We start from the raw sequence: 18,791 nt of genomic DNA, 5'->3' as shown, positions 1-18,791 counted from the left end.
GCATCAGCATCCACTCACAGCCCCCGGAATGGTGGCGCGGCACCCCCGAGCATCCATCTGCCAACGCGCTGCAACAAAAGGAATGCTTGCATCCCCGGTCCGAATATGAATACTGATTCATGTTTCAGTTAGACGCATGTCCGGAGTTGGACCTTGGCAAAAGCAGCGCGAAAAACAGGCACCAGGACCGACCAGTCAAATGGCCAGATCCAGCCAAAGACGGCCCGTGGCGAGGCCACGCGCAAGGCGATCCTGTCTGCCGCCGAACGGGTCATCGGCGAACGCGGTTTCAACGAAGCATCCATCGGCCACATCACCAGCGAAGCCGGCGTCGCGCAAGGCACATTCTACATCTATTTCAAGAGCAAGGACGAAGTCTTTTCCGAACTGGTTCTGGAAATGGGCAGGCTGGTCCGCCGCGCGCTCAGCGAGGCGACCCAGAATATCGAAAACCGGCTCGATGCGGAAAAGGCCGGCCTGACCGCCTTTCTGGAATTCATTCGCGCCCATCCGGATCTCTACCGGATCATCCAGGAAGCGCTCTTTGTCGATCCGGAAGCCTATCACGCCTATTACCACACCTTCGCCGAAGGTTATCGAAGCGGGCTTGAGGCAGCGGTAAAGGCCGGTCAGATCAAACCCGGCGATGCGGATACCCGCGCCTGGGCGCTGATGGGTATATCTCGCTCTCTGGGCGAACGGGCCGTCATCTGGGGAGACAAAACCCCGGTCGAAGACGTCGTCGAAACCGCCCACGACCTGATCGTCAACGGCCTGAAGCCGTGATCCCCCATGCCGTCACTCGTTACTTTTTCCCATGACCGGAATATCGCCAGGGTTCGGCTAAACCGCCCGGACCGGCACAACGCGCTGACACCGGGGCTTCTGGACGATTTGCGGAACTGTTTGCAACTTGCCCGCGGCGTAGACCCGGATGCGCTGGTGCTGTCAGCTGAAGGCCGAAGCTTTTCGACCGGCGGCGACGTCGGCGGTTTCATGGACCATGCGAAAAACCCCGACGAACTGCTTGCTTATTCGGATCGCATTGTCGGCACCTTGCATGACGCAATCATCGACCTGTTGGAGTTCCCTTCACCGGTCTTTGCGGCCGTCAACGGCCCCGTTACCGGTGGCTCGCTCGGCCTCGTCCTGGCGGCGGACCTTATCGCCATGAGCGAGACAGCCTTCCTGCAACCCTATTATGGCGTGGTCGGCTTTGGTCCCGACGGTGGCTGGACCGCGCTTTTGCCGGAACGTATCGGCACGGCCAAGGCGCTGGAGCTACAGTACCTGAATTCCCGGCTTAAAGCCGAAGATGCCCTCCGGCTGGGTCTGGCAAATGCGGTCGTCCCGGAAAAAGACGTTGCGCACCAGATCGACACCTGGACGGCCTCCATCGCGAATATGAACAGCAACACCCTGAAGACGACCCGGGCCAATATCTGGGACAAGCCCCGTATTTCGACCGTCCGCGAGCGGCTGAACCAGGAAAAACACCGGTTTCTACAACGCGTGACCGCCCGGGACACTCTGGAAGGCATGAAACGCTTTACCGGAAGACCATAAGCAAACGAGCTGCCGCTCCAAAAACCGTGTTGGGAGGACATGATGGAATGGCTTACGGACATGGCGGCAAAACGAGCCGAACTGTCGCCGCACAAGACCGCCTTTGTCGACCATGACACGGGCGCGGAATTCACGTTTTCAGACGTCAACAACCGGGCAAATCGCACCGCCAATGCGCTCCTGTCCCTGGGATTGCAGAAGGGCGACCGGATCGCTGTCCTGTGCCTCAACCGGGTAGACTTCTTCGTCCTGCTGTTTGCCGCCCAGAAGACGGGAATTATCCTGGTTCCCCTGAACTGGCGCCAGCCGGAAGCCGAACTGGAACCGATCCTTGTCCTGTCAAAGGCAAATCTGATCATTCATGACGGCGAATTCGGAGAAACCGCTCTGAACCTGGCAAATGCCCTGAACCTTCCCCGATATGCATTTGGCTCGCATGAAGCAGACGGTCTGGAAACGCTGATTGGCAAGGCCTCGTCTGAACCGGTCGGCGACGGTCGCATCGCTGCTAGCGCGCCCTGGTATCTGCTTTTCACCTCCGGCACCACCGGTATGCCCAAGGCGGTCATCCAGACCGCGGGAATGGCCTGGGCGAACATGATCAACTATTCCCAGGCAACAGGCCTTTCCGGTGCGGACCGGTGTGTCAATTATCTGCCGCTGTTTCATACCGCAGGCATCAATCTGCCGACCCTGCCGCTGTTCCTGTTGGACGGGGTTTCCTTCATCCTGTCCAAGTTCGACCCTGATGCGGTCGTCGATCTGCTGGCGAAGGGCGAAATCACCTCTTTCTTCGCCGTACCGGCGATCTATCAGGCGCTTGCGCTGCACCCCCGGATCGATGACGTTGATTTCGCGAAACTGAACTCCCTCGGCTGCGGCGGCGCACCGGTTCCGGCGCACCTGCTCACCGACTTCCTGGATCGTGGCGCAACCATCTGCAACGGCATGGGCATGACCGAAACGGGCCCGACCGTCTTCCTCATGGATCCGGAGAATGCTTCGCAAAAGATCGGCTCCGTCGGCAAGGCGCAGATCCTGTCCGAAGTCCGGCTTGAAGACGCGAACGGCGAAATCGTGCGAGGAGCGGGCGAAGGCGAATTGCAGCTCCGCGGACCCGGCATCACGCCCGGCTACATGGATAACCCGGAAGCCACCGAGGCCGCCTTCACCAAAGACGGCTGGCTCAAATCCGGTGACGTCGCCCGCCGCGATGAGGACGGCTACTACTACATCGTCGACCGCATCAAGGACATGTACATTTCCGGCGGCGAGAACGTTTATCCGGCCGAAGTGGAAAAGGTCCTGACCACCCATCCGGCGATCCTCGAGGCCGTCGTCATCGGGGTCGAAGATGAAAAATGGGGTGAGGTCGGCGCCGCCTTCCTGGTCCAACGTCCGGGCACAACCATCGACACTGCGTGCCTATCAGCCTGGTGCCGCGAACGCCTCGCCCCCTACAAGATCCCGAAGAGCTTCCAGGTATCAAATGACTTGCCGCGGACTGCCGCCGGCAAGGTCCGCAAGAACATCCTCAAGGAAACCCTTGTCCAAGAACCGGAGACCGTCCGTTGACCGCGCCCCTTTCCGTAATCGAGGAGAGCTGGGTCCCGACCCAGCAGGATTTCGACGACTTCGCCCGACTGTCCGGAGACGACAACCCGATCCACGTCGACCCGACCTTCTCCGCAAGCACCCGCTTTGGGCGAACCGTCTCCCACGGCATGCTGCTCTATTCCCGTGTCTACGGCCTCCTGTGCAAGCACTGGCCCGGCGCGACACACGACATGCAGTCGCTAATGTTTCCCAATCCATCCTACGCTGGCGAAGAATTAGTGTTCCGCCTCAGCCCTGGTGCGGATGAACCAAACAGTATTGCGGTCGAGGTCAGCCGCAAGGCGGACGGGCTCGTGACCCTCTCGGGCGAATGCCTCATTTCCGGAGACGTTCAATGACATTCGAAATCGGCCAGAAAACAGAAGTCACGCGGACCTATTCCGGAGCGGACATGACCGACTTCGCCCTGCAGGCCGGATTGGACGGCGATGCCCCGAAGACGGTGCCCGGTCCGCTGATCGGTGCGCTGTTCTCCTATCTGCTCGGGGTTAAACTCCCCGGCCCCGGCACCAATTACCTGAAACAGGACATGCGTTTTCTGGCGGACGCCCCTCTCGGCGAGGCCCTGACCGCATCGGTTACGATCACCCGGCTGCGCCCGGAAAAGCATCTCGTCGATCTGGAAACCGTCTGCGTGACCGAAGGCGGTACCCGCGTCTGCGAAGGCCGCGCGCTCGTCTACGTCGAGGATGTCGGCAAGGCGTAAAGGGTCAAGTCCGGACGGAAGTCGCGATTTCGCCCTTCTGTCCGGCTTCGCTCAGCAAACCCGAGAGCCAGGTATTGAAGGCGTCAGCCTCTTCCAGATGCGGGCAATGACCTGACCTGTCGAAGATCCGCAAGCTGACATCGGGGACATTGGCCGAATGCCAATCGTGAACCCCTGCCCCATAGAGCGCGCTCTTTGCCCCAAACGCCAAATGCAGCGGGATATCGAGCTGCTGCAAGAAGGAACGGAAATCCTGTCCCGTCAGCGATGCCCACATGGGCCTGAGCAGGTTCGGATCCGCCTTTCCGATTTCCCGTTTGGCAAAGGCCAAGAGGTCCGGATCAGGGACAAGCCCTCGGGCAAAGATGGCGCTCCGCGACCTTAGGCGCGAGCTTCGGCCAGTCGGGCACCATCGCCTCCAGAACATGAACATTGCGTTTCGCATCCAGGCCCCCGAGAGAGCCGTTCGGCCAGTCCGGCGCGTTCAGCACCTTGGGCGACATGTCGATGGCAACGATCTGCCTCAGCCGTTTGGTTCCATGGCGCTCTGCGTAGGAATAGGCGACATGCGCGCCCATGGACCAACCGCACAACGTAACGCCGGAAAGGCCGCGGCTATCGATCAGCTCCCCCACCGCATCGGCCGCCGCTTCGATCGTCAGCGGCAGCCGCGAACCTGTTTCCCCGTGGCCGGGCAGATCCGGCACGAGAAGCCTAACCTCGCCGGACAAGGCCTCTAGCTGGGGCCGGAAGAACCCGCCATGACACGACCAGCCATGCAGAAGCACAAGCGGAGAACCGCTCCCCTCCTCTACGCGGACATGAAGACCCCCTTCACTCATGCACGGGAGGCCCGGAGCCTGCCGACGATTCCGGTCGGGAAGAAATAGACCGACAGGATGAAGAGCACACCGAGCCACAACAGCCAGCGATCCGCGGCGATCAAATCGGAGACAAACGGAATGAAGCTGGTCGCGTCGGAGGCAACGCCCATCAGTTCCTGAAGATAGGTCTGGGCCAGAATGAAGATCGTGGCCCCGAGCACCGCGCCGTAGAGCGTGCCCATGCCGCCGATCACCACCATCAGCAGGATATCGATCATGATTTCCATGGAAAGCGTGGTCGCAGGTCCCGTGTAGCGCAGCCAGATAGCCAGCAGCGATCCGGAAAGCGCGGCGATCACCGCCGAGAGCACCGTCGCCGTCGTCCGGTACCAGACGACCCGGTAGCCGATGGCCTCCGCCCGGAACGCGTTATCGCGAACCGCCTGTAGGGTCCGCCCGAACGGCGAGTTCACGATGCGCAGCATCACCAGAAACAGGAACGCCGAGGCAAAGAAGATCAGATAATAGGCGAGCAACTTGCCATCGATCCGGACGTCGAAAATCTTGTCCTTCATCAGCTTGAAGGCCGGCGTCAGCACCCGCGGGATCTTGTAGTTGAGACCGTCCTCGCCACCGGTCAGCCAGGACATCTGCGAAACCAGAACCGCGAAGGCACTGGCGACCGCGAGCGTCACCATGGCGAAGAAAATCGCCTTGACACGCAAAGAGAACAAGCCGATCGCCAAGGCGAAGATCGCGGCAACGACGGCACCGGCGGCGGTACCCCACAGGATCGATCCGAAACTCGGTCCGGTCACCGACAGGGCAAGCGCCGTGCCATACGCACCGATCCCAAAGAACATCGTGTGGGCGAAAGACACGATCCCGGCGTAACCCAGCAGCAGATCATAACTCGCGACCAGCGCGATGAAGATGCAGATCCGTGCTGCAGTCTCCAGGGATTTGGTCCCGGGAAACAGGAAGGGCGCAAAGGCGAGCGAGATGACGATCGCCAGCAGCAGAAGCGTCAGAACCCGGCTGCGCGGCCTGTCGCCGGAAAGCAATCTGGTGAGCATGGTCGGCCTCCTCACTTCGCCTTGACGACGGGGTAAAGCCCCTGCGGCCGCCACATCAGGATGACCACCATCAGCCCAATGGTCGAAACCAGCGCAACCTTGGGCGCAAGGAAGGCGGTGTAGTTCGACAACAGGCCGACCAGCAGGGCGCCGATGAAACAACCTTCGACCGACCCGAGCCCGCCGATAATCACGACGATGAACACCAGCACCATGATTTCCTGCCCCATATGGGCCGTAATCGTCTCCTGGTAGAGGCCCCACATGACGCCACCGAGACCTGCAAGCGCGGACCCGGCCATGAACACCATCAAGAACAGAAGCCGGATCCGATAACCAAGTGCCTCGACCATCTCGCCGTTTTCGACGCCGGCGCGCACCAGCAGGCCGATCTTGGTGGACTTCAGCACGTAGCGCATGGCGAGGAATAGGACGAGGCCGATCCCGACTGCCACGAGCCGGTATTTTTCGACCGCCGCTTCACCGATGACAAACGAGCCCTGAAGGCTTTCCGGCCGCGCCACATGCATCTCGTCCGGACCCCAGAAGACATATATCAGCTGCTGCGCAACGATGAGGCCGCCCATGGTCACCAGGATCTGCTTCAGGTGCTCGCCATAGACGGGCATGACGATCACCCGCTCGAAGGCATAGCCCATGGCGGCCGTCGCGAGCATCGATACAAGGATGGCGATAAAGACGGCTGCAAGATTGAGGAAGACGCTCGGCGACGATGTCCACCCACCCAGCCAGATCAGGACGGTAAAGCCTACAAAGGCGCCGACGGAGATGAAGGCGCCGTGGCCGAAATTGATCACATCCATGAGACCGAACACGACGGTCAGTCCCGAGGCCATGATGAAGATCATCAGCCCCATGGCGAGACCGGCGACGGTCAGCGTCAGCCAGGTCGCCGGATTGCCGACCGCGATCAGCCCCAGCAATGCGAGTGCCGGAACCAGAATGACCGGGAGCTTTTCGACCAGACGGTCGCTGAGCGGCGCCTTTTCGATGCGCGGCTTGATCGTTGCATCGCTCATTGGTGTGCCTCCAGGCTGAGCCCCATGAGGCGCTCCTGCAGGTCCTTGTCGGCGACCATCTCCGCCATGTCCCCGTCGTGAATGATCCGGCCGTCATCCATGACGGCCACCGTGTCGCCGATGCTCGACGCCATGGAGAAATTCTGTTCGACCAGCAGGATGGTCGTCTCCGTTTCCTTGAGTTCCTTCAGCGCATCGGTCATCGCATTGATGATCGCAGGCGCAAGGCCCTTGGTCGGTTCGTCGATCAGGATCAGCACCCGTGGCTCGACAATGGCTCGCGAGACGGCGAGCATCTGCTTCTGACCGCCGGACAGATTGCCTGCGGACGCGTTCCAGAAGGTGCGGATCGGCGGGAACAGATCCTGGATCCAGGCAAGCCGCTTCGGATCGATCGGCCCCCTGGTTGCGGCCAAGGTCATGTTTTCGGCCACGGTCAGATCCGTGAAGATCCCCATGTTCTCCGGAACGAAGGCGATGCCGGAGCGGGAGATCGCCGGCGTATCCAGCCGGGTGATGTCCTTGCCCTGGAAAGTGATTGATCCGCTGCTTGCGGTCCAAAGTCCCATGATCGTGCGCAAGGTCGTGGTCTTGCCCGCCCCGTTGCGGCCGAGCAGAACCGAAACCCCGCCCCTGGGAACGGTCAGGTCCACCCCCTGCAGGATATGATAGGGACCGATATGCGTATGCACCCCGGAGAGTTGGAGAAGCGGTTCGGACATCATGCAGCCTCCGGTGCCTTGCCGAGATAGGCTTCCTGCACGATCGGCATGGCGATCACCGCCGCCGGTTCGCCGTCGGCCACCAGCGCGCCGTTATGCAGAACGATGATCCGGTCGGCGAGCGAACGGATCACATCCATCTTGTGTTCCACCAGAAGGATGGTGCGATCCATGTCCTGCTTCAGCGTCTTGATCAGATCGAGGATCACCGGAACTTCGTCCACGCTCATGCCGGCGGTCGGTTCGTCGAACATCAGCACCTGGGGACCGAGGGCGATCATCATCGCCACTTCCAGTTTTCTCTGATCTCCGTGCGGCAGCACGGCCACGACCTGATCGGCCACATCGATCAGCTTGACTTCCGCCAGCACATGCTCCGCCCGTTCGATCAGCTCCACATGGCTTTCCGCGATCGACATCATGTCGAAACCCTTGCCGGCTTTGGCCTGTGCAACGAGGCGCACGTTTTCCCGGACGGTCAGGGAAGGAAACAGGTTGGTCAGCTGAAACGCCCGGCCGATCCCCCGGTCGGTCCGCTCCGGCACCGAAATACGGGTGATGTCCGCGCCATTCAGGATGACCGTCCCGGAGGTCGCCTTCAACTGACCCGAAATCAGGTTGAAATAGGTCGTCTTGCCGGCCCCGTTCGGGCCGACAATGGCGGTCAGCGTACCGCGTTGAAACGCGCAACTGACATGATCGACGGCGACATGACCGCCGAAACGGATGGTCAGATCCCGCGTTTCGAGAATGGGATGTTCGCTGGTCACGAGTCCGGCCTGTTGTTTGTTGTGATAGGTCGTGGCCGATGGGGCTGTGTCTGGCCCCATCCCTTGAGACAACTGGCTGAACCGGTTACCGGAAACGCGTTCGTGGTTGGATGAAGCCGAACGCGATCCTTTGAACCGTCTCTCTTTTGCCACCTCTCAACGGGGCGGAATTCGTTGCCGGTCTCAAGGGATGGGTGGCCGGGGAAAGCGTTGGATAGGCTTCCCCCGAACCCGATTGTTACTTGTTGCGAACGGGGATGTTCATGTCTTCGATCTTGAGCTCGCGCACGAGCTCCGGAATACCCCACTCGACATTCGGGTCGGCCTTGATCTTGAAGTGATACATGGACTGCAGCGCCTGGTGATCTTCCTTGCGGAACATCATCTTGCCCTTGGGCGTTTCGAATTCCATGCCTTCCATGGCGGCGATCAGGGCTTCGGTATCGGTAGAACCGGCTTTCTTGAGCGCATCGACGATCGCGATACCGGCAGACATGCCACCCGCGGTGAAGAAATCCGGCGGCCCATCGTAGCGCTTCTGGTGCTCGGCAACGAGCCAGTCGTTCACCGGGTTCTTCGGAATGTCGTAGTAGTAATAGGTTGCGCCTTCCATACCCGGCAGTTCCTTGTAGGCCTTCATGGCCGCCAGGATGTTGCCGCCGGTGGCGATCTCAACACCGTAACGGTCCGGATCCATGGCCTTGATCTTGCCGATCGGATTGCCGCCGCCGGCCCAGATCACGAACAGGAACTTGCGGCCCGGCTCATCCTTGAGCGCGTCGAAGACCCGCTGTGCACTTGCGGTAAAGTCCTTGGTATCTGTCGGGGCGTATTCCTCGAACACCAACTTGGCACCGGTCCCGGCCAACGCTTCCTTGAACGCAGCCACGCCGTCGCGGCCAAAGGCATAATCCTGGGCAAGCGTTGCGATGGAAACGTTGTCCGCGCCCAGAGCGACCGCGTTGGCAATCGCGTCCTGGGACGAATTGCGGCCGGTGCGGAAGATATAGCGGTTCCAGTTCGCGCCGGTGATGCTGTCGGCAACGGCCGGCTCGACGATCAGGACTTTTTCGTATTCTTCGGCAACCGGAAGCATCGCAAGCGCCACACCGGAGGACACCGGCCCGACGGCAATATCCGCCTCGTCATCGCCAAAAGCTTCGGCCAGCGCCGCCTTGCCGATATCCGGCTTGAGCTGGGTGTCCTTCTCGATGACCACAAGCTTGTTGCCGTTGACTTCCATGGTGCCGTCGGTGGCGTATTCCAGCCCCATCATCAGTCCCACATGGGACTGCTTGGCATAGGCCTCATAGGGCCCAGTCTTGCCATAGACATGGGCGATCTTGATGTCATCGGCCTGTGCGGTCCCTGCCCCGGCGGACAGAGCTAGAAGACCGGCAAAGACGGTCCCGGTCAGCCGTTTGTAATCGAACGTCATCCTGAATTTCCTCCCGTGTCAGCCCGGCTGAAGGCTATATCAGCATCTCTCCAATCCCCCTCCAGGAACGAGAAAACCAGCCGGCGCATGCGAACTATATGAAACATGAATCAGTATTCATGTCAATCTTGGTAATCGGGTTGGCGTAGGGATAATCCGAGGTACGATCCGAACCGACAAACGGCCGGGATCCACCCTTAAAGTTTGGCCAAAACTCCGAAAAGTCCCGACGTGTGAAACGATAGATCCCGCCTCGCACTTCGCTTTCCGTTCGAAATTCGGTGCTGAAAGATCCGAATCCGGACCAGGCCCATTGCAGTTGCCGCCCGAAAGCTGAATCATGCCCCCCGAGCGCTTTTCAATAGCAACAACGGAATGAACAATTACGGGGGCCTTTCCGCATGATCGATCTTTACACCTGGACCACGCCGAACGGCCGCAAGGTTTCCATCCTTCTGGAAGAACTCGGCGTCGACTACACCAGCCACCCGATCAACATCATGGAAGGCGATCAGAACAAGCCCGAGTTTCTGGACATCAGCCCGAACAACAAGATCCCGGCCATTGTCGACCGGGACAATGGACTGAAGCTCATGGAATCCGGCGCGATCCTGATCTATCTCGCCGACAAATACGGAAAGTTCCTCGCCCGCGACGGCGAACAACGCATGCGCACCATCGAGTGGCTGATGTGGCAGATGGGCGGCCTCGGCCCCATGCTCGGCCAGGCCCACCATTTCTGCCACTTCAATCCGGGCAAGGCGGAGTACGCGGAGCAGCGCTATTCCGCCGAGGCCAACCGGCTCTACGGCGTCCTCGACAAGCGCCTGGAAGGCCGCGACTATATCGTCGACGACTATTCCATCGCCGACATGGCCTGCTGGCCCTGGATCTCCCGTTTCGAATGGCAGACGGTCAATCTGGACAACTTCCCGAACGTGAAAGCCTGGTACCAGAGGATCGCCGCGCGGCCGGCCGTTCAGGCCGGATATGACGTTCCCAAAGCGACCACACCCATCCCTATGCCTTAGTCGCAGGCCTTAATTACAGGCCTTAATCGCTGGACAGCGCCACGACCGGATCGAGCCGGGAGGCGTTGCGGGCGGGCAAGTAACCGAACACGACCCCGATCAGGCTGGATATGGCCACCGCCCCGAGCATGGCATTGGTGGAATAGATCAGCCGGAAATTGGACCCGAAGTAGGAAAACGCCACTCCGAAGGAAAGCGCGAGCAGAATTCCGAGCACACCGCCGACCAGGCACACGAGAACCGCCTCGATCATGAACTGCTGCATGATATCGCTCTGCCGCGCGCCGACCGCCATGCGAACGCCGATCTCCGAGATCCGCTCTGAGACGGAAACAAGCATGATGTTCATGACGCCGATCCCGCCGACGAACAGCGAGATCACCGCAATCGCGGCGATCAGAATGGTGAGCGTCTGGGTCGTGCTGGTGATGGTTTCCCGGATGTCGTCGGTATTGAGGATGAAGAAGTCCTTGATTCCATGCCTCAAGGTCAGGAACTCAGTTACGGCCTGTTCGGCAAGATCGGTATCGACATCATCAGCGACGCGGACGGTGATACTGCGCAGGCTGGTGCTTCCGAGCATTCGCGCCTGCATCGTCTTGTAAGGCAGATAGACCGCCAGGTTCTGACTGCCGCCGAAGCCGCCCTGCTGCTGGGCCACGACACCGACAATCTTTACCGGCACCTTTCCGACCAGGATAATCTTCCCCAACGCGGCCTGGCTGTCGCCATCGAATAGCGTTTCGACCGTGTTTTCGTCGACCACCGCCTCCTGACCATAGGAAGCAACGCTTTTGCGATCGAAGAAACGCCCCCCGATCAGCTTGGATCCCTTGGCATCGAAATAGGAAACCCCGACCCCGCTCACCTGGGCGGTTGCCTCAACCGATCCGTACCGCAAGGTGTAGCTGCTGGAAACCGTGGGCGTGACGGCAGCGACATACCCCTGGTTCGCGAGCTGGTCGGCGTCTGCGACAACCAGGGTGGTGACCTTGCCCGATCTCATGTCGCCGAAATCCTTCCCCGGGAAGATCTCCAGCGTGTTGGTTCCAAGGTCACTGATATTTTCCAGAACCTTCTGCCGCGACCCTTCGCCGAGCGCGACCACGCAGACGACCGAGGCAATGCCGATGATGATGCCGAGCATGGTCAAAAAGGCCCGGATCCGATGGGCGCTCATGGAGCGCACAGCCATCCAGAGCGCTTCCATTGACCGTTCGATGCGCCCGCGAAGGAAACCAAATCCGCGTCTTCGCGATGGAACGCGGTCGGAGGCGGCCTCCTCTGCCGTTTTGCCGGCCTCCGTCGTGCCGTCCTCATGGCCGTTGATGATCCGGTCTGAAATGATCTCGCCGTCGCGGATTTCGATTTCCCGGTCGGCCAGGGCCGCTACCGCCGCATCGTGGGTTACGAGAATGACCGTCTTGCCGGACTCATGAAGTTCCCTGAGCACCTTCAGGACATCTTCACCGCTCTTGCTGTCGAGCGCTCCGGTCGGTTCGTCAGCGAGAATGATTTCCGCGCCGTTCATCAGGGCCCGGGCAATCGACACACGTTGCTGTTGCCCTCCCGAGAGCTGGTTCGGTGTGTGATCGAGCCGGTCCGCCAGACCGAGCCGCCCAAGCAGATCCTCAGCCCGGGTTTTCCTATCGCCTGCGGGCGTGCCCGCATAGATCGCCGGAATTTCGACATTGCCGACGGCCGTCAGTTCCGACAGCAGATGATAGCGTTGAAAGATAAAACCGAAATGTTCGCGGCGAAGTGCGGCAAGCTCATCCGGCTCGCGTTCCGACGTTTCGCGCCCGTAGACTTCATATTGCCCGCTGCTGGCCCGATCGAGACAGCCGAGGATGTTCATCAGCGTGGACTTGCCCGACCCGGACTGGCCGATGATCGCAACGAACTCCCCCTTGGATATCTCCAGGTTAATGCCCTTGAGCACTTCGATCGCGGTTTCCCCGGTCTGGAAGGCACGGCGGACATTCCGCAACTTGAGCAGAACCTCGGCCATCAGTCCTAGAGCCCCATTCCCGGAGGTCCGCGGAACCCGCTGGAGTTCGCAGTACCCGATTGTTCCCCGATTACGATGGTGTCTCCGTCCTCCAGACCGGAACGGACCTCTGCACTGACCTTGTCGTTGAGGCCGATCTCGACGTCTATCTCCTCGACGGTTCCGGTTGGGGTCAACACCCGCACCTTGTAGCCGCCATCCTGCCCCGTATCCTTCAGCGCAGCAGTCGGCACGGTCCGGACATTTTCAGCTCGCCCCAGCAGGATGTGGACCTCGGCGGTCATGTAGGTGCGCAGGTGTCCTTCCGGGTTCGGAACGTGGAATATGCCGTTGTAATAGATCGCTTCCGTAGAGGTGGAGGACGAGGATGAACTGGTCGAGGTCGATGAGGTGATACTGCTGTCGCTGGTGATCGACTCCGGCGCCGGTTCGATCGATTCCAGCGTCGACGTATAGAAGACGTCCGGTTCGCCGATGATCGAAAAGGACACTTCCTGACCCGGTTTTACCTTCACGACGTCGGCTTCGGAAATTTCCGCGCGCACTTCCATGATGTCGAGTTGTCCGAGGACCACGATGGTCGGCGCAGATTGGGTCGCATTCACCGTCTGTCCGGCCTGATTGACGATTGCCAGAACCGTTCCGGCCATGGGAGCGGTAATGCGCGTGTAGCCGAGGTTCGCCTTGGCGGTCTCCACAGCCACTTCCGCTTCCACGATTTCCGCCTTCAGCGCGTCTATCTGCGCTTCGATCGTCTTGACATCCGCATCCGCACTTTCCAGATCGGCCTGGGACGTCGCATTTTGTTTCGCCAGTTTGTTTTGCCGGCTTAGCGTTTGCTCAGCTAAAACTAAACTCGCCTGCTTTTCAACGAGTTGGGCACGGGTCTTCGCCAAGGAAGCTTGGGCTGTTTTGAGGTCGTTTTCCTGGGTAACGGAATCGATCTCCGCAATCAGGTCTCCTTCTTCGACCTCCTGACCCAATTCGACATCGAGGGCCGTGATCCGGCCGGAGACCTGCGCCCCGACGGCGACCAGCTTCTTCGGCTTCAGGATACCTGTTGCGAGAACCGTTTCTTCTATGGTTCCCGTCGACACTTTGGCCGTGAGGTATCCGGTTGCCGGATCAGGCGTCTCGAACCAACCGGAATAGTAGGCCACCCCTCCGGCGGCCGCTGCACCGATAAGGAGAAAAAGGGCAAAACGCTTGAGTTTGCTGGATTTGCCTGCGGTCATTTCTTCTTCCCAAGCGCGAGACGCGGCCCGTCGTTCTGATCTGCGACTTCCGGCGTGGAACTGTCGACTTCGCCGTCCCAGCCGCCGCCGAGCGCCTTGTTCAATGCAATGTAGTAGGAAACGACCTGGACCCGGCTTTGGATCCGGCTGTCTTCGGCCGAATAAAGCGACCGTTCCGCATCCAGCACATCAAGAAAACTTACTTCGCCCGACCGGTAAAGCGAGTTGGAAAAATCCGACGCCTTTTTATAGGCCGCGACCGATGCGTCGAGGCTTTTGACCCGCCGGCCTTCCTGTGACAGGCCCACGAGTGCGTTTTCGACATCCTCAAGCGCACCGAGGACGGCTGCCTTATAGGCCAGGAAGTACTGATCCCGCTGCGCCTTGGAAACATCCACGGCCGCCGCCAGTTCGCCCGCGTTGAAGATCGGCACGGACAGGGTCGGTCCGAAAGACCAACTTATAGAGGAGTTCTTGGCAAGATCGCCCGGTTTGACCGCCGAGGTCGCTATGCTCCCGGTGAGGCTGACGGCCGGATAGCGCGCCGCCTGCGCCTCTCCGATCTTGGCCGTTGCCTGCGCGAGCTGCCGCTCGGCAAGACGCACGTCCGGCCGCGCCAGCAAGACATGGGCTGGGACACCGACCGCTGTCCGTATCGCCGGTTTCGGAATCCTGCGCGACTTTTCCAGGCGTTTCGTCAAGGCTGCGGGTTCGCGGCCGGTCAGCACAGAAAGCCTGTGGACCGCCTCCGCATAGGCGGTCCGCAGGGTTGGGATATTCGCTTCCGTACTGGAAGCTTGCCCTTCCGCATTGGCCACATCAACTGCGGAAGTCGCGCCGGCATCATACTTGGTCTTGGTCAGGCGTGCGGTTTCCCGCTGCGACCGAGCGGTACTCTGCGCCAGCGCAATCCGGGCCTGGTATCCCCTCGCCTGCACATAGTTATCCGCGACATCGCCGATCAAGGTCAGCAGCGATGCCCGAAGCTCCTCGTCAGCGGCATCCAGACCATACCGGGCAGCTTCCACGGAACGGCGGTTACCGCCGAACAGATCGAGTTCCCAGCTGGCATCCAGCCCGGCCTGAAACAGGTTCGATACGGAGGAGGATGAACCGCCGCTTGAAGCGCTCTTGCTTCGGATCGCCTGCCCGGACCCATCGACTGCTGGATAAAGTGTAGCCCCGGTCTGGCGATAGGTGGCACGTGCTTCCCTGATCTTGGCCTTGGCTGTGCGGACATCGAGGTTCCCCTTGACCGCTTCTTCAATCAAAAGATCGAGATCCGGATCGCCCAGTTTGAGCCACCAGTCAGCCAATTGCGGTGCAGCTGGCGGGGTCTGACGGGTCGTATTCGACCACTTTGCGGGAAGATCAAGCCCCGGCGTCTGGTAATCCGGCCCCACCGCACAGGCCGCAAGCAGAGCGAAACAGGAAATCGCACCAAACTGCCGCGCAGCGGCCCAAAACCGCCTTCCGCCGGGCTCTTCCTTTTCAATAGGAGCCTGATGGACAGGCAGGAGCAGCCGCCCTGTAGATCCCTTTCGCAAAGATGACCTGGGGGAATTCCTTACTCGGTTATTACGATTAGACAAGGCCTTAACGATCCTGAGACATACGCGCACAGAAAGGGCGATTGAGCGCCCTCCGGAAATTCAGATATAAATCACATATTTTTCGGGTATTATTAAGTCAACGACCAAGAATGTAACCAAATGTGACAATATTACAATTATAAAAACTCAGAAACATTCGGAAATATTTTGATACATAGTATTACAATATATTTTTTCTTGAGTTATACATGTTTTTTACGACTCAGGCATTGATACGATTTAATGTGACCGCTTAATCAAGGGGCAGTTACGGCAGTATTCCTTCAGGTCGTTAAATGCCATTGCACCTTATTTCCTGCTCTCCCTCCCCCCGGTTTCTCCTTCGACCGGTCGGCTCTCAAAACCGATCCGAAACAAAAGTCGCCGCGCATCGAAAAAAGTTTAATACTGCAATATTTTATTTCAGCTAAAGCGTTACCCACGTCGATTGATTACTTCATGGCGGTATTTCTTACCTACTTAAACACCAACATCAATCCCTATTTACGACAATACAAGCCTCTCGAGACGATTATTACTTTTATATATTTCTATAGTCGGCATATTTTTCCTTCCAATAGGCAGATTTTTCCTAGTAAGAAAATCAAAATTACTTGTTTTTTTGCGCCTGATTTCTTTTACCCGCCCGTTCAACTCCCAGAAGCGGCTCAAAGTCCCGAAGAGTCGAAACGGCGGGAGTTTCGAAAATGAACTTGGCGACAACGTCCTCTGTAACCGGCGCGGAAAGTGACCGCACATGCGTGCAGGAGCAGGTGGAAAAGATGAAAGAGGATCTCCGCGTCTCAAGCGACGACGATCTTCTCTTTCACATCGGACAAGGGAACCAGACGGCATTTCGGATCCTTGTGGATCGCCATGTGGACCGGGGATACGCCGTCGCACTGCGCATTCTCAACAACCCGTCCGATGCTGAGGACGTGGTCCAGGATGCGTTTCTCCAGGTCTGGACCAAACGGGCCCAGTGGCAACCGGGCCGGGCAAAATTCTCAACGTGGCTGTTCCGGGTCGTCACCAACCGTTGCATCGATCTTCTCCGCCGCCCGAAGGCGGAAGCCGTCGAAGTGCTGCCTGAAGTTCCCGACGATCAACCGGACCAGGTCGATGAACTCGCCAAGCAGGAGGCGACCCGGTTGCTGAACGACGCCATGTCCCGCCTGCCCGACCAGCAACGGGTGGCACTGGTCCTCTCTTATGTCGAAAACCTGAGCAATGGAGAGGTCGCGGAAATCATGGAAACAACCGTCTCCGCGGTCGAGTCGTTGTTGAAGCGCGGACGCCAGAAATTGCGCCACTTCCTGCGTAATCATGGTGATGCGATCTCTCCCTTGTTAATAAATGATTAACGAAAAACTTTGATCGAACAAGATTTTATCCGCCTGATATTGGGCGGTCCTTCCGTTGAACTCCATGACGTTGGCAACAAACGTTCTCACCACGCCTGATCAAGGGGCGTGACCCAACAAATCAGGAGTGCAACATGCCTGTCATTTCCACGAATACTGCGGCGAATACTGCTGTTCGCTATCTGAATTCCAACTCGGCAGATCAGTCGGAGTCCCTGGCAAAGCTTTCCAGCGGATCCCGGATCACGAAAGCTTCCGACGATGCGGCCGGTCTTGCGATCGCAACCAAGATCTCGTCCGATGTCACCGCCCTGGAGCAGGCGTCCACCAACGCGTCCCACGGCATTTCCATACTCCAGACGGCAGACGGCGGTGCATCGAACGTTTCCGATATTCTGGACCGGATGAAGACGCTTGCCTCCCAATCCGCTTCCGGCACGGTGACCGATACGGAACGCAGCTACATCCAGGCTGAATTCGAACAGCTGCAGGAAGAAATCGACGCGATCTCGACCTCGACGCGCTATAATGGCCAAAGCCTGCTCGACGGCACCAGCGATTTCTCCGACGACACGGAACTGACGACGGCATCCGCAACCGGTTCCATCACCGACGTCGAAACGGAAGCCGCTAATGTCATCGGCACCGGCGCACTGGCCGACCTTTCGCTGGCCGCAGGTGAAACCGCAACTTTCACCGTCTCCCTCGACGGAACCGACTACTCCGTAACGTTAGGTGATGACACGTCCTCCGCGGCACAGACCATCACCGCGGCGAACATCGTCTCGGCGATCAACACCGCGACCGGCGCATCAACTGCCTCCCTGTCGACCGCCTCCGCTACAACCGGTTATCTCGAACTGACGTCTGATCTGGAAATCTCAGTTTCGGATTTCTCGACCAGCGGTTCCACGAGCTTCGCTGCATCGAACCTCAACCTCACCACAACGAGCGACCTTGGTACGGCGGACGATTCCCTGACCCTCGGGGTCGGCACGACGGCGTCGTTCACGATCCAGAGCCAGGACAGCGATGAAGCCGTCACCGTCACACTGGGCGATGCGGACAGCACCTCGACACAGACTTTCACCGCCGATGAAATCGTCGACGCCATCAACGATGCTCTGACCGTCGCCGGCGACTACACGATCCAGGCCAGCACGGACGACGACGGCAACATCGTCATCCAGACCCGTGAGGACGGTGAAGACGCTTCATTGACCATCACCGGCTTCACCGGCTTCGACGCAGAAGAAATCGGCCTGGACGACAGCGGCACCGGCACCATTTCGGAAGTCGGCACCACCACCGAGTCAGCCACGACCGGCGCCGACGTTGTTGTCGGATCCGACTATACCGACACCATCAACCTGAAGCTGGCCGAACTGACCACGTCCTCGCTTGGTATCGATGAGTTGGATGTATCCACCCAGGCAGGTGCGGAAGAAGCGCTCGCGGTTCTGGATATGGCCATCGATGAAGTGTCGAACGCGCGTGCCGAAATGGGTGCTACCATGTCGCGGTTCGAGTTCCGCAGCGATCAGATCGATACCAGCATCGAAAACCTGGAAGCCGCGGAATCCGCGATTTCCGATGTCGACATCGCATCCGAACAGGCCTCCCTTTCCGCCGCCAGCGTGAAGGTCCAGGCTGCGGTCGCAGCCGCGGCCCAGGCAAACGAGATGCCCCAGAACCTGCTGCAGTTGCTGCAGTAACAAGCTTCCCGGACCGCAGGTGATTAACTCCACACCTGGCACCATGCCTTTCCTGGCCTGCGGTCCGGGACCCCGATTGTTCGC

General features: G+C 59.4%; 18 protein-coding genes. 8 read left to right on the top strand and 10 right to left on the bottom strand.

Translation table 11 applies throughout. The features are described from left to right. Positions 1-153 precede the first annotated feature (153 nt). Genes ABIN98_RS05950 through ABIN98_RS05930 form a run of 5 tightly spaced genes read left to right on the top strand, consistent with a single transcriptional unit; the run spans position 154 to position 3,889 of the window. Positions 154-786: a TetR/AcrR family transcriptional regulator gene (locus tag ABIN98_RS05950; protein WP_346908273.1), complete on the top strand. Its 633-nt coding sequence runs from the start codon at positions 154-156 to the stop codon at positions 784-786. Positions 787-792: 6 nt separating this feature from the next. Continuing rightward, positions 793-1,566 carry an enoyl-CoA hydratase/isomerase family protein gene (locus ABIN98_RS05945; protein WP_346908271.1) on the top strand — a complete coding sequence of 258 codons (774 nt, stop codon included), beginning with the start codon at positions 793-795 and terminating at the stop codon, positions 1,564-1,566. Between the two features lie 39 nt (positions 1,567-1,605). Beyond that, positions 1,606-3,141, top strand: coding sequence for an AMP-binding protein (locus ABIN98_RS05940; RefSeq protein ID WP_346908269.1), 1,536 nt, complete (start codon positions 1,606-1,608; stop codon positions 3,139-3,141). Continuing rightward, positions 3,138-3,521 (top strand): MaoC/PaaZ C-terminal domain-containing protein, encoded by a 384-nt coding sequence (locus ABIN98_RS05935; protein ID WP_346908267.1) that lies wholly within the window; start codon positions 3,138-3,140, stop codon positions 3,519-3,521. Before ABIN98_RS05940 ends, ABIN98_RS05935 begins: the two co-directional genes overlap by 4 nt. Beyond that, entirely contained in the window at positions 3,518-3,889 is a 372-nt protein-coding gene (locus ABIN98_RS05930; RefSeq protein WP_346908265.1) for a phosphate acetyltransferase, read from the top strand. The genes ABIN98_RS05935 and ABIN98_RS05930 overlap by 4 nt, the downstream gene beginning before the upstream one ends. A 4-nt stretch (positions 3,890-3,893) precedes the next feature. Here the strand turns inward: ABIN98_RS05930 and ABIN98_RS05925 are convergent, their stop codons facing one another. The 7 genes from ABIN98_RS05925 to ABIN98_RS05895 form a co-directional block, all read right to left on the bottom strand. Then, the gene (locus ABIN98_RS05925) at positions 3,894-4,220 is read right to left on the bottom strand and encodes a hypothetical protein (RefSeq protein WP_346908263.1); all 327 of its coding nucleotides are present in this window, start codon (positions 4,218-4,220) and stop codon (positions 3,894-3,896) included. Between the two features lie 10 nt (positions 4,221-4,230). Further along, entirely contained in the window at positions 4,231-4,731 is a 501-nt protein-coding gene (locus ABIN98_RS05920; protein WP_346908261.1) for an alpha/beta fold hydrolase, read from the bottom strand. Then, positions 4,728-5,789 carry a branched-chain amino acid ABC transporter permease gene (locus ABIN98_RS05915; protein WP_346908259.1) on the bottom strand — a complete coding sequence of 354 codons (1,062 nt, stop codon included), beginning with the start codon at positions 5,787-5,789 and terminating at the stop codon, positions 4,728-4,730. Before ABIN98_RS05915 ends, ABIN98_RS05920 begins: the two co-directional genes overlap by 4 nt. An 11-nt stretch (positions 5,790-5,800) precedes the next feature. Beyond that, positions 5,801-6,829, bottom strand: a complete 1,029-nt coding sequence (locus tag ABIN98_RS05910; RefSeq protein ID WP_346908257.1) for a branched-chain amino acid ABC transporter permease — start codon at positions 6,827-6,829, stop codon at positions 5,801-5,803. After that, the gene (locus ABIN98_RS05905) at positions 6,826-7,551 is read right to left on the bottom strand and encodes an ABC transporter ATP-binding protein (protein WP_346908443.1); all 726 of its coding nucleotides are present in this window, start codon (positions 7,549-7,551) and stop codon (positions 6,826-6,828) included. Before ABIN98_RS05905 ends, ABIN98_RS05910 begins: the two co-directional genes overlap by 4 nt. Beyond that, the gene (locus ABIN98_RS05900) at positions 7,551-8,321 is read right to left on the bottom strand and encodes an ABC transporter ATP-binding protein (protein ID WP_346908255.1); all 771 of its coding nucleotides are present in this window, start codon (positions 8,319-8,321) and stop codon (positions 7,551-7,553) included. The genes ABIN98_RS05905 and ABIN98_RS05900 overlap by 1 nt, the downstream gene beginning before the upstream one ends. Before the next feature lie 238 nt (positions 8,322-8,559). After that, positions 8,560-9,759 (bottom strand): substrate-binding domain-containing protein, encoded by a 1,200-nt coding sequence (locus ABIN98_RS05895; RefSeq protein WP_346908253.1) that lies wholly within the window; start codon positions 9,757-9,759, stop codon positions 8,560-8,562. A 401-nt stretch (positions 9,760-10,160) separates the two neighbouring features. On the opposite strand from ABIN98_RS05895, the gene ABIN98_RS05890 reads away from it, so the two are divergent. Next, entirely contained in the window at positions 10,161-10,790 is a 630-nt protein-coding gene (locus ABIN98_RS05890; protein ID WP_346908251.1) for a glutathione S-transferase N-terminal domain-containing protein, read from the top strand. A 22-nt stretch (positions 10,791-10,812) separates the two neighbouring features. On the opposite strand, the gene ABIN98_RS05885 is transcribed toward ABIN98_RS05890, so the two are convergent. From ABIN98_RS05885 to ABIN98_RS05875, 3 genes are read right to left on the bottom strand one after another with little or no spacing between them, the layout of a single operon-like run. Further along, a complete protein-coding gene (locus ABIN98_RS05885) occupies positions 10,813-12,801 on the bottom strand; it encodes a MacB family efflux pump subunit (protein ID WP_346908249.1) in 1,989 nt (662 codons plus the stop codon). Positions 12,802-12,806: 5 nt separating this feature from the next. Further along, positions 12,807-14,036, bottom strand: a complete 1,230-nt coding sequence (locus ABIN98_RS05880) for an efflux RND transporter periplasmic adaptor subunit (protein ID WP_346908247.1) — start codon at positions 14,034-14,036, stop codon at positions 12,807-12,809. Continuing rightward, positions 14,033-15,532, bottom strand: coding sequence for an efflux transporter outer membrane subunit (locus tag ABIN98_RS05875; RefSeq protein ID WP_394701451.1), 1,500 nt, complete (start codon positions 15,530-15,532; stop codon positions 14,033-14,035). The genes ABIN98_RS05880 and ABIN98_RS05875 overlap by 4 nt, the downstream gene beginning before the upstream one ends. 803 nt (positions 15,533-16,335) lie before the next feature. Here ABIN98_RS05875 and ABIN98_RS05870 point away from each other — a divergent pair. Then, positions 16,336-16,992: an RNA polymerase sigma factor gene (locus tag ABIN98_RS05870; RefSeq protein ID WP_346908245.1), complete on the top strand. Its 657-nt coding sequence runs from the start codon at positions 16,336-16,338 to the stop codon at positions 16,990-16,992. Positions 16,993-17,126: 134 nt separating this feature from the next. Next, positions 17,127-18,707, top strand: coding sequence for a flagellin (locus tag ABIN98_RS05865; RefSeq protein ID WP_346908243.1), 1,581 nt, complete (start codon positions 17,127-17,129; stop codon positions 18,705-18,707). Positions 18,708-18,791 lie beyond the last annotated feature (84 nt).

The sequence above is a fragment of the uncultured Roseibium sp. genome, assembly GCF_963675095.2.
Classification (GTDB): Bacteria; Pseudomonadota; Alphaproteobacteria; order Rhizobiales; family Stappiaceae; genus Roseibium.
The sequence above is the reverse complement of the archived record's forward strand: the minus strand, read 5'-3'. Positions and strand labels throughout refer to the sequence as shown.

Bases quoted from the DNA above. Each gene is read 5' to 3' on its own strand.
- ABIN98_RS05880 (WP_346908247.1), bottom strand. From the start codon at position 14,036: ATGACCGCAGGCAAATCCAGCAAACTCAAGCGTTTTGCCCTTTTTCTC.
- ABIN98_RS05865 (WP_346908243.1), top strand. From the start codon at position 17,127: ATGCCTGTCATTTCCACGAATACTGCGGCGAATACTGCTGTTCGCTAT.
- ABIN98_RS05940 (WP_346908269.1), top strand. From the start codon at position 1,606: ATGATGGAATGGCTTACGGACATGGCGGCAAAACGAGCCGAACTGTCG.
- ABIN98_RS05870 (WP_346908245.1), top strand. From the start codon at position 16,336: ATGAACTTGGCGACAACGTCCTCTGTAACCGGCGCGGAAAGTGACCGC.
- ABIN98_RS05905 (WP_346908443.1), bottom strand. From the start codon at position 7,551: ATGTCCGAACCGCTTCTCCAACTCTCCGGGGTGCATACGCATATCGGT.
- ABIN98_RS05920 (WP_346908261.1), bottom strand. From the start codon at position 4,731: ATGAGTGAAGGGGGTCTTCATGTCCGCGTAGAGGAGGGGAGCGGTTCT.
- ABIN98_RS05890 (WP_346908251.1), top strand. From the start codon at position 10,161: ATGATCGATCTTTACACCTGGACCACGCCGAACGGCCGCAAGGTTTCC.
- ABIN98_RS05930 (WP_346908265.1), top strand. From the start codon at position 3,518: ATGACATTCGAAATCGGCCAGAAAACAGAAGTCACGCGGACCTATTCC.
- ABIN98_RS05915 (WP_346908259.1), bottom strand. From the start codon at position 5,789: ATGCTCACCAGATTGCTTTCCGGCGACAGGCCGCGCAGCCGGGTTCTG.
- ABIN98_RS05885 (WP_346908249.1), bottom strand. From the start codon at position 12,801: ATGGCCGAGGTTCTGCTCAAGTTGCGGAATGTCCGCCGTGCCTTCCAG.
- ABIN98_RS05895 (WP_346908253.1), bottom strand. From the start codon at position 9,759: ATGACGTTCGATTACAAACGGCTGACCGGGACCGTCTTTGCCGGTCTT.
- ABIN98_RS05910 (WP_346908257.1), bottom strand. From the start codon at position 6,829: ATGAGCGATGCAACGATCAAGCCGCGCATCGAAAAGGCGCCGCTCAGC.
- ABIN98_RS05945 (WP_346908271.1), top strand. From the start codon at position 793: ATGCCGTCACTCGTTACTTTTTCCCATGACCGGAATATCGCCAGGGTT.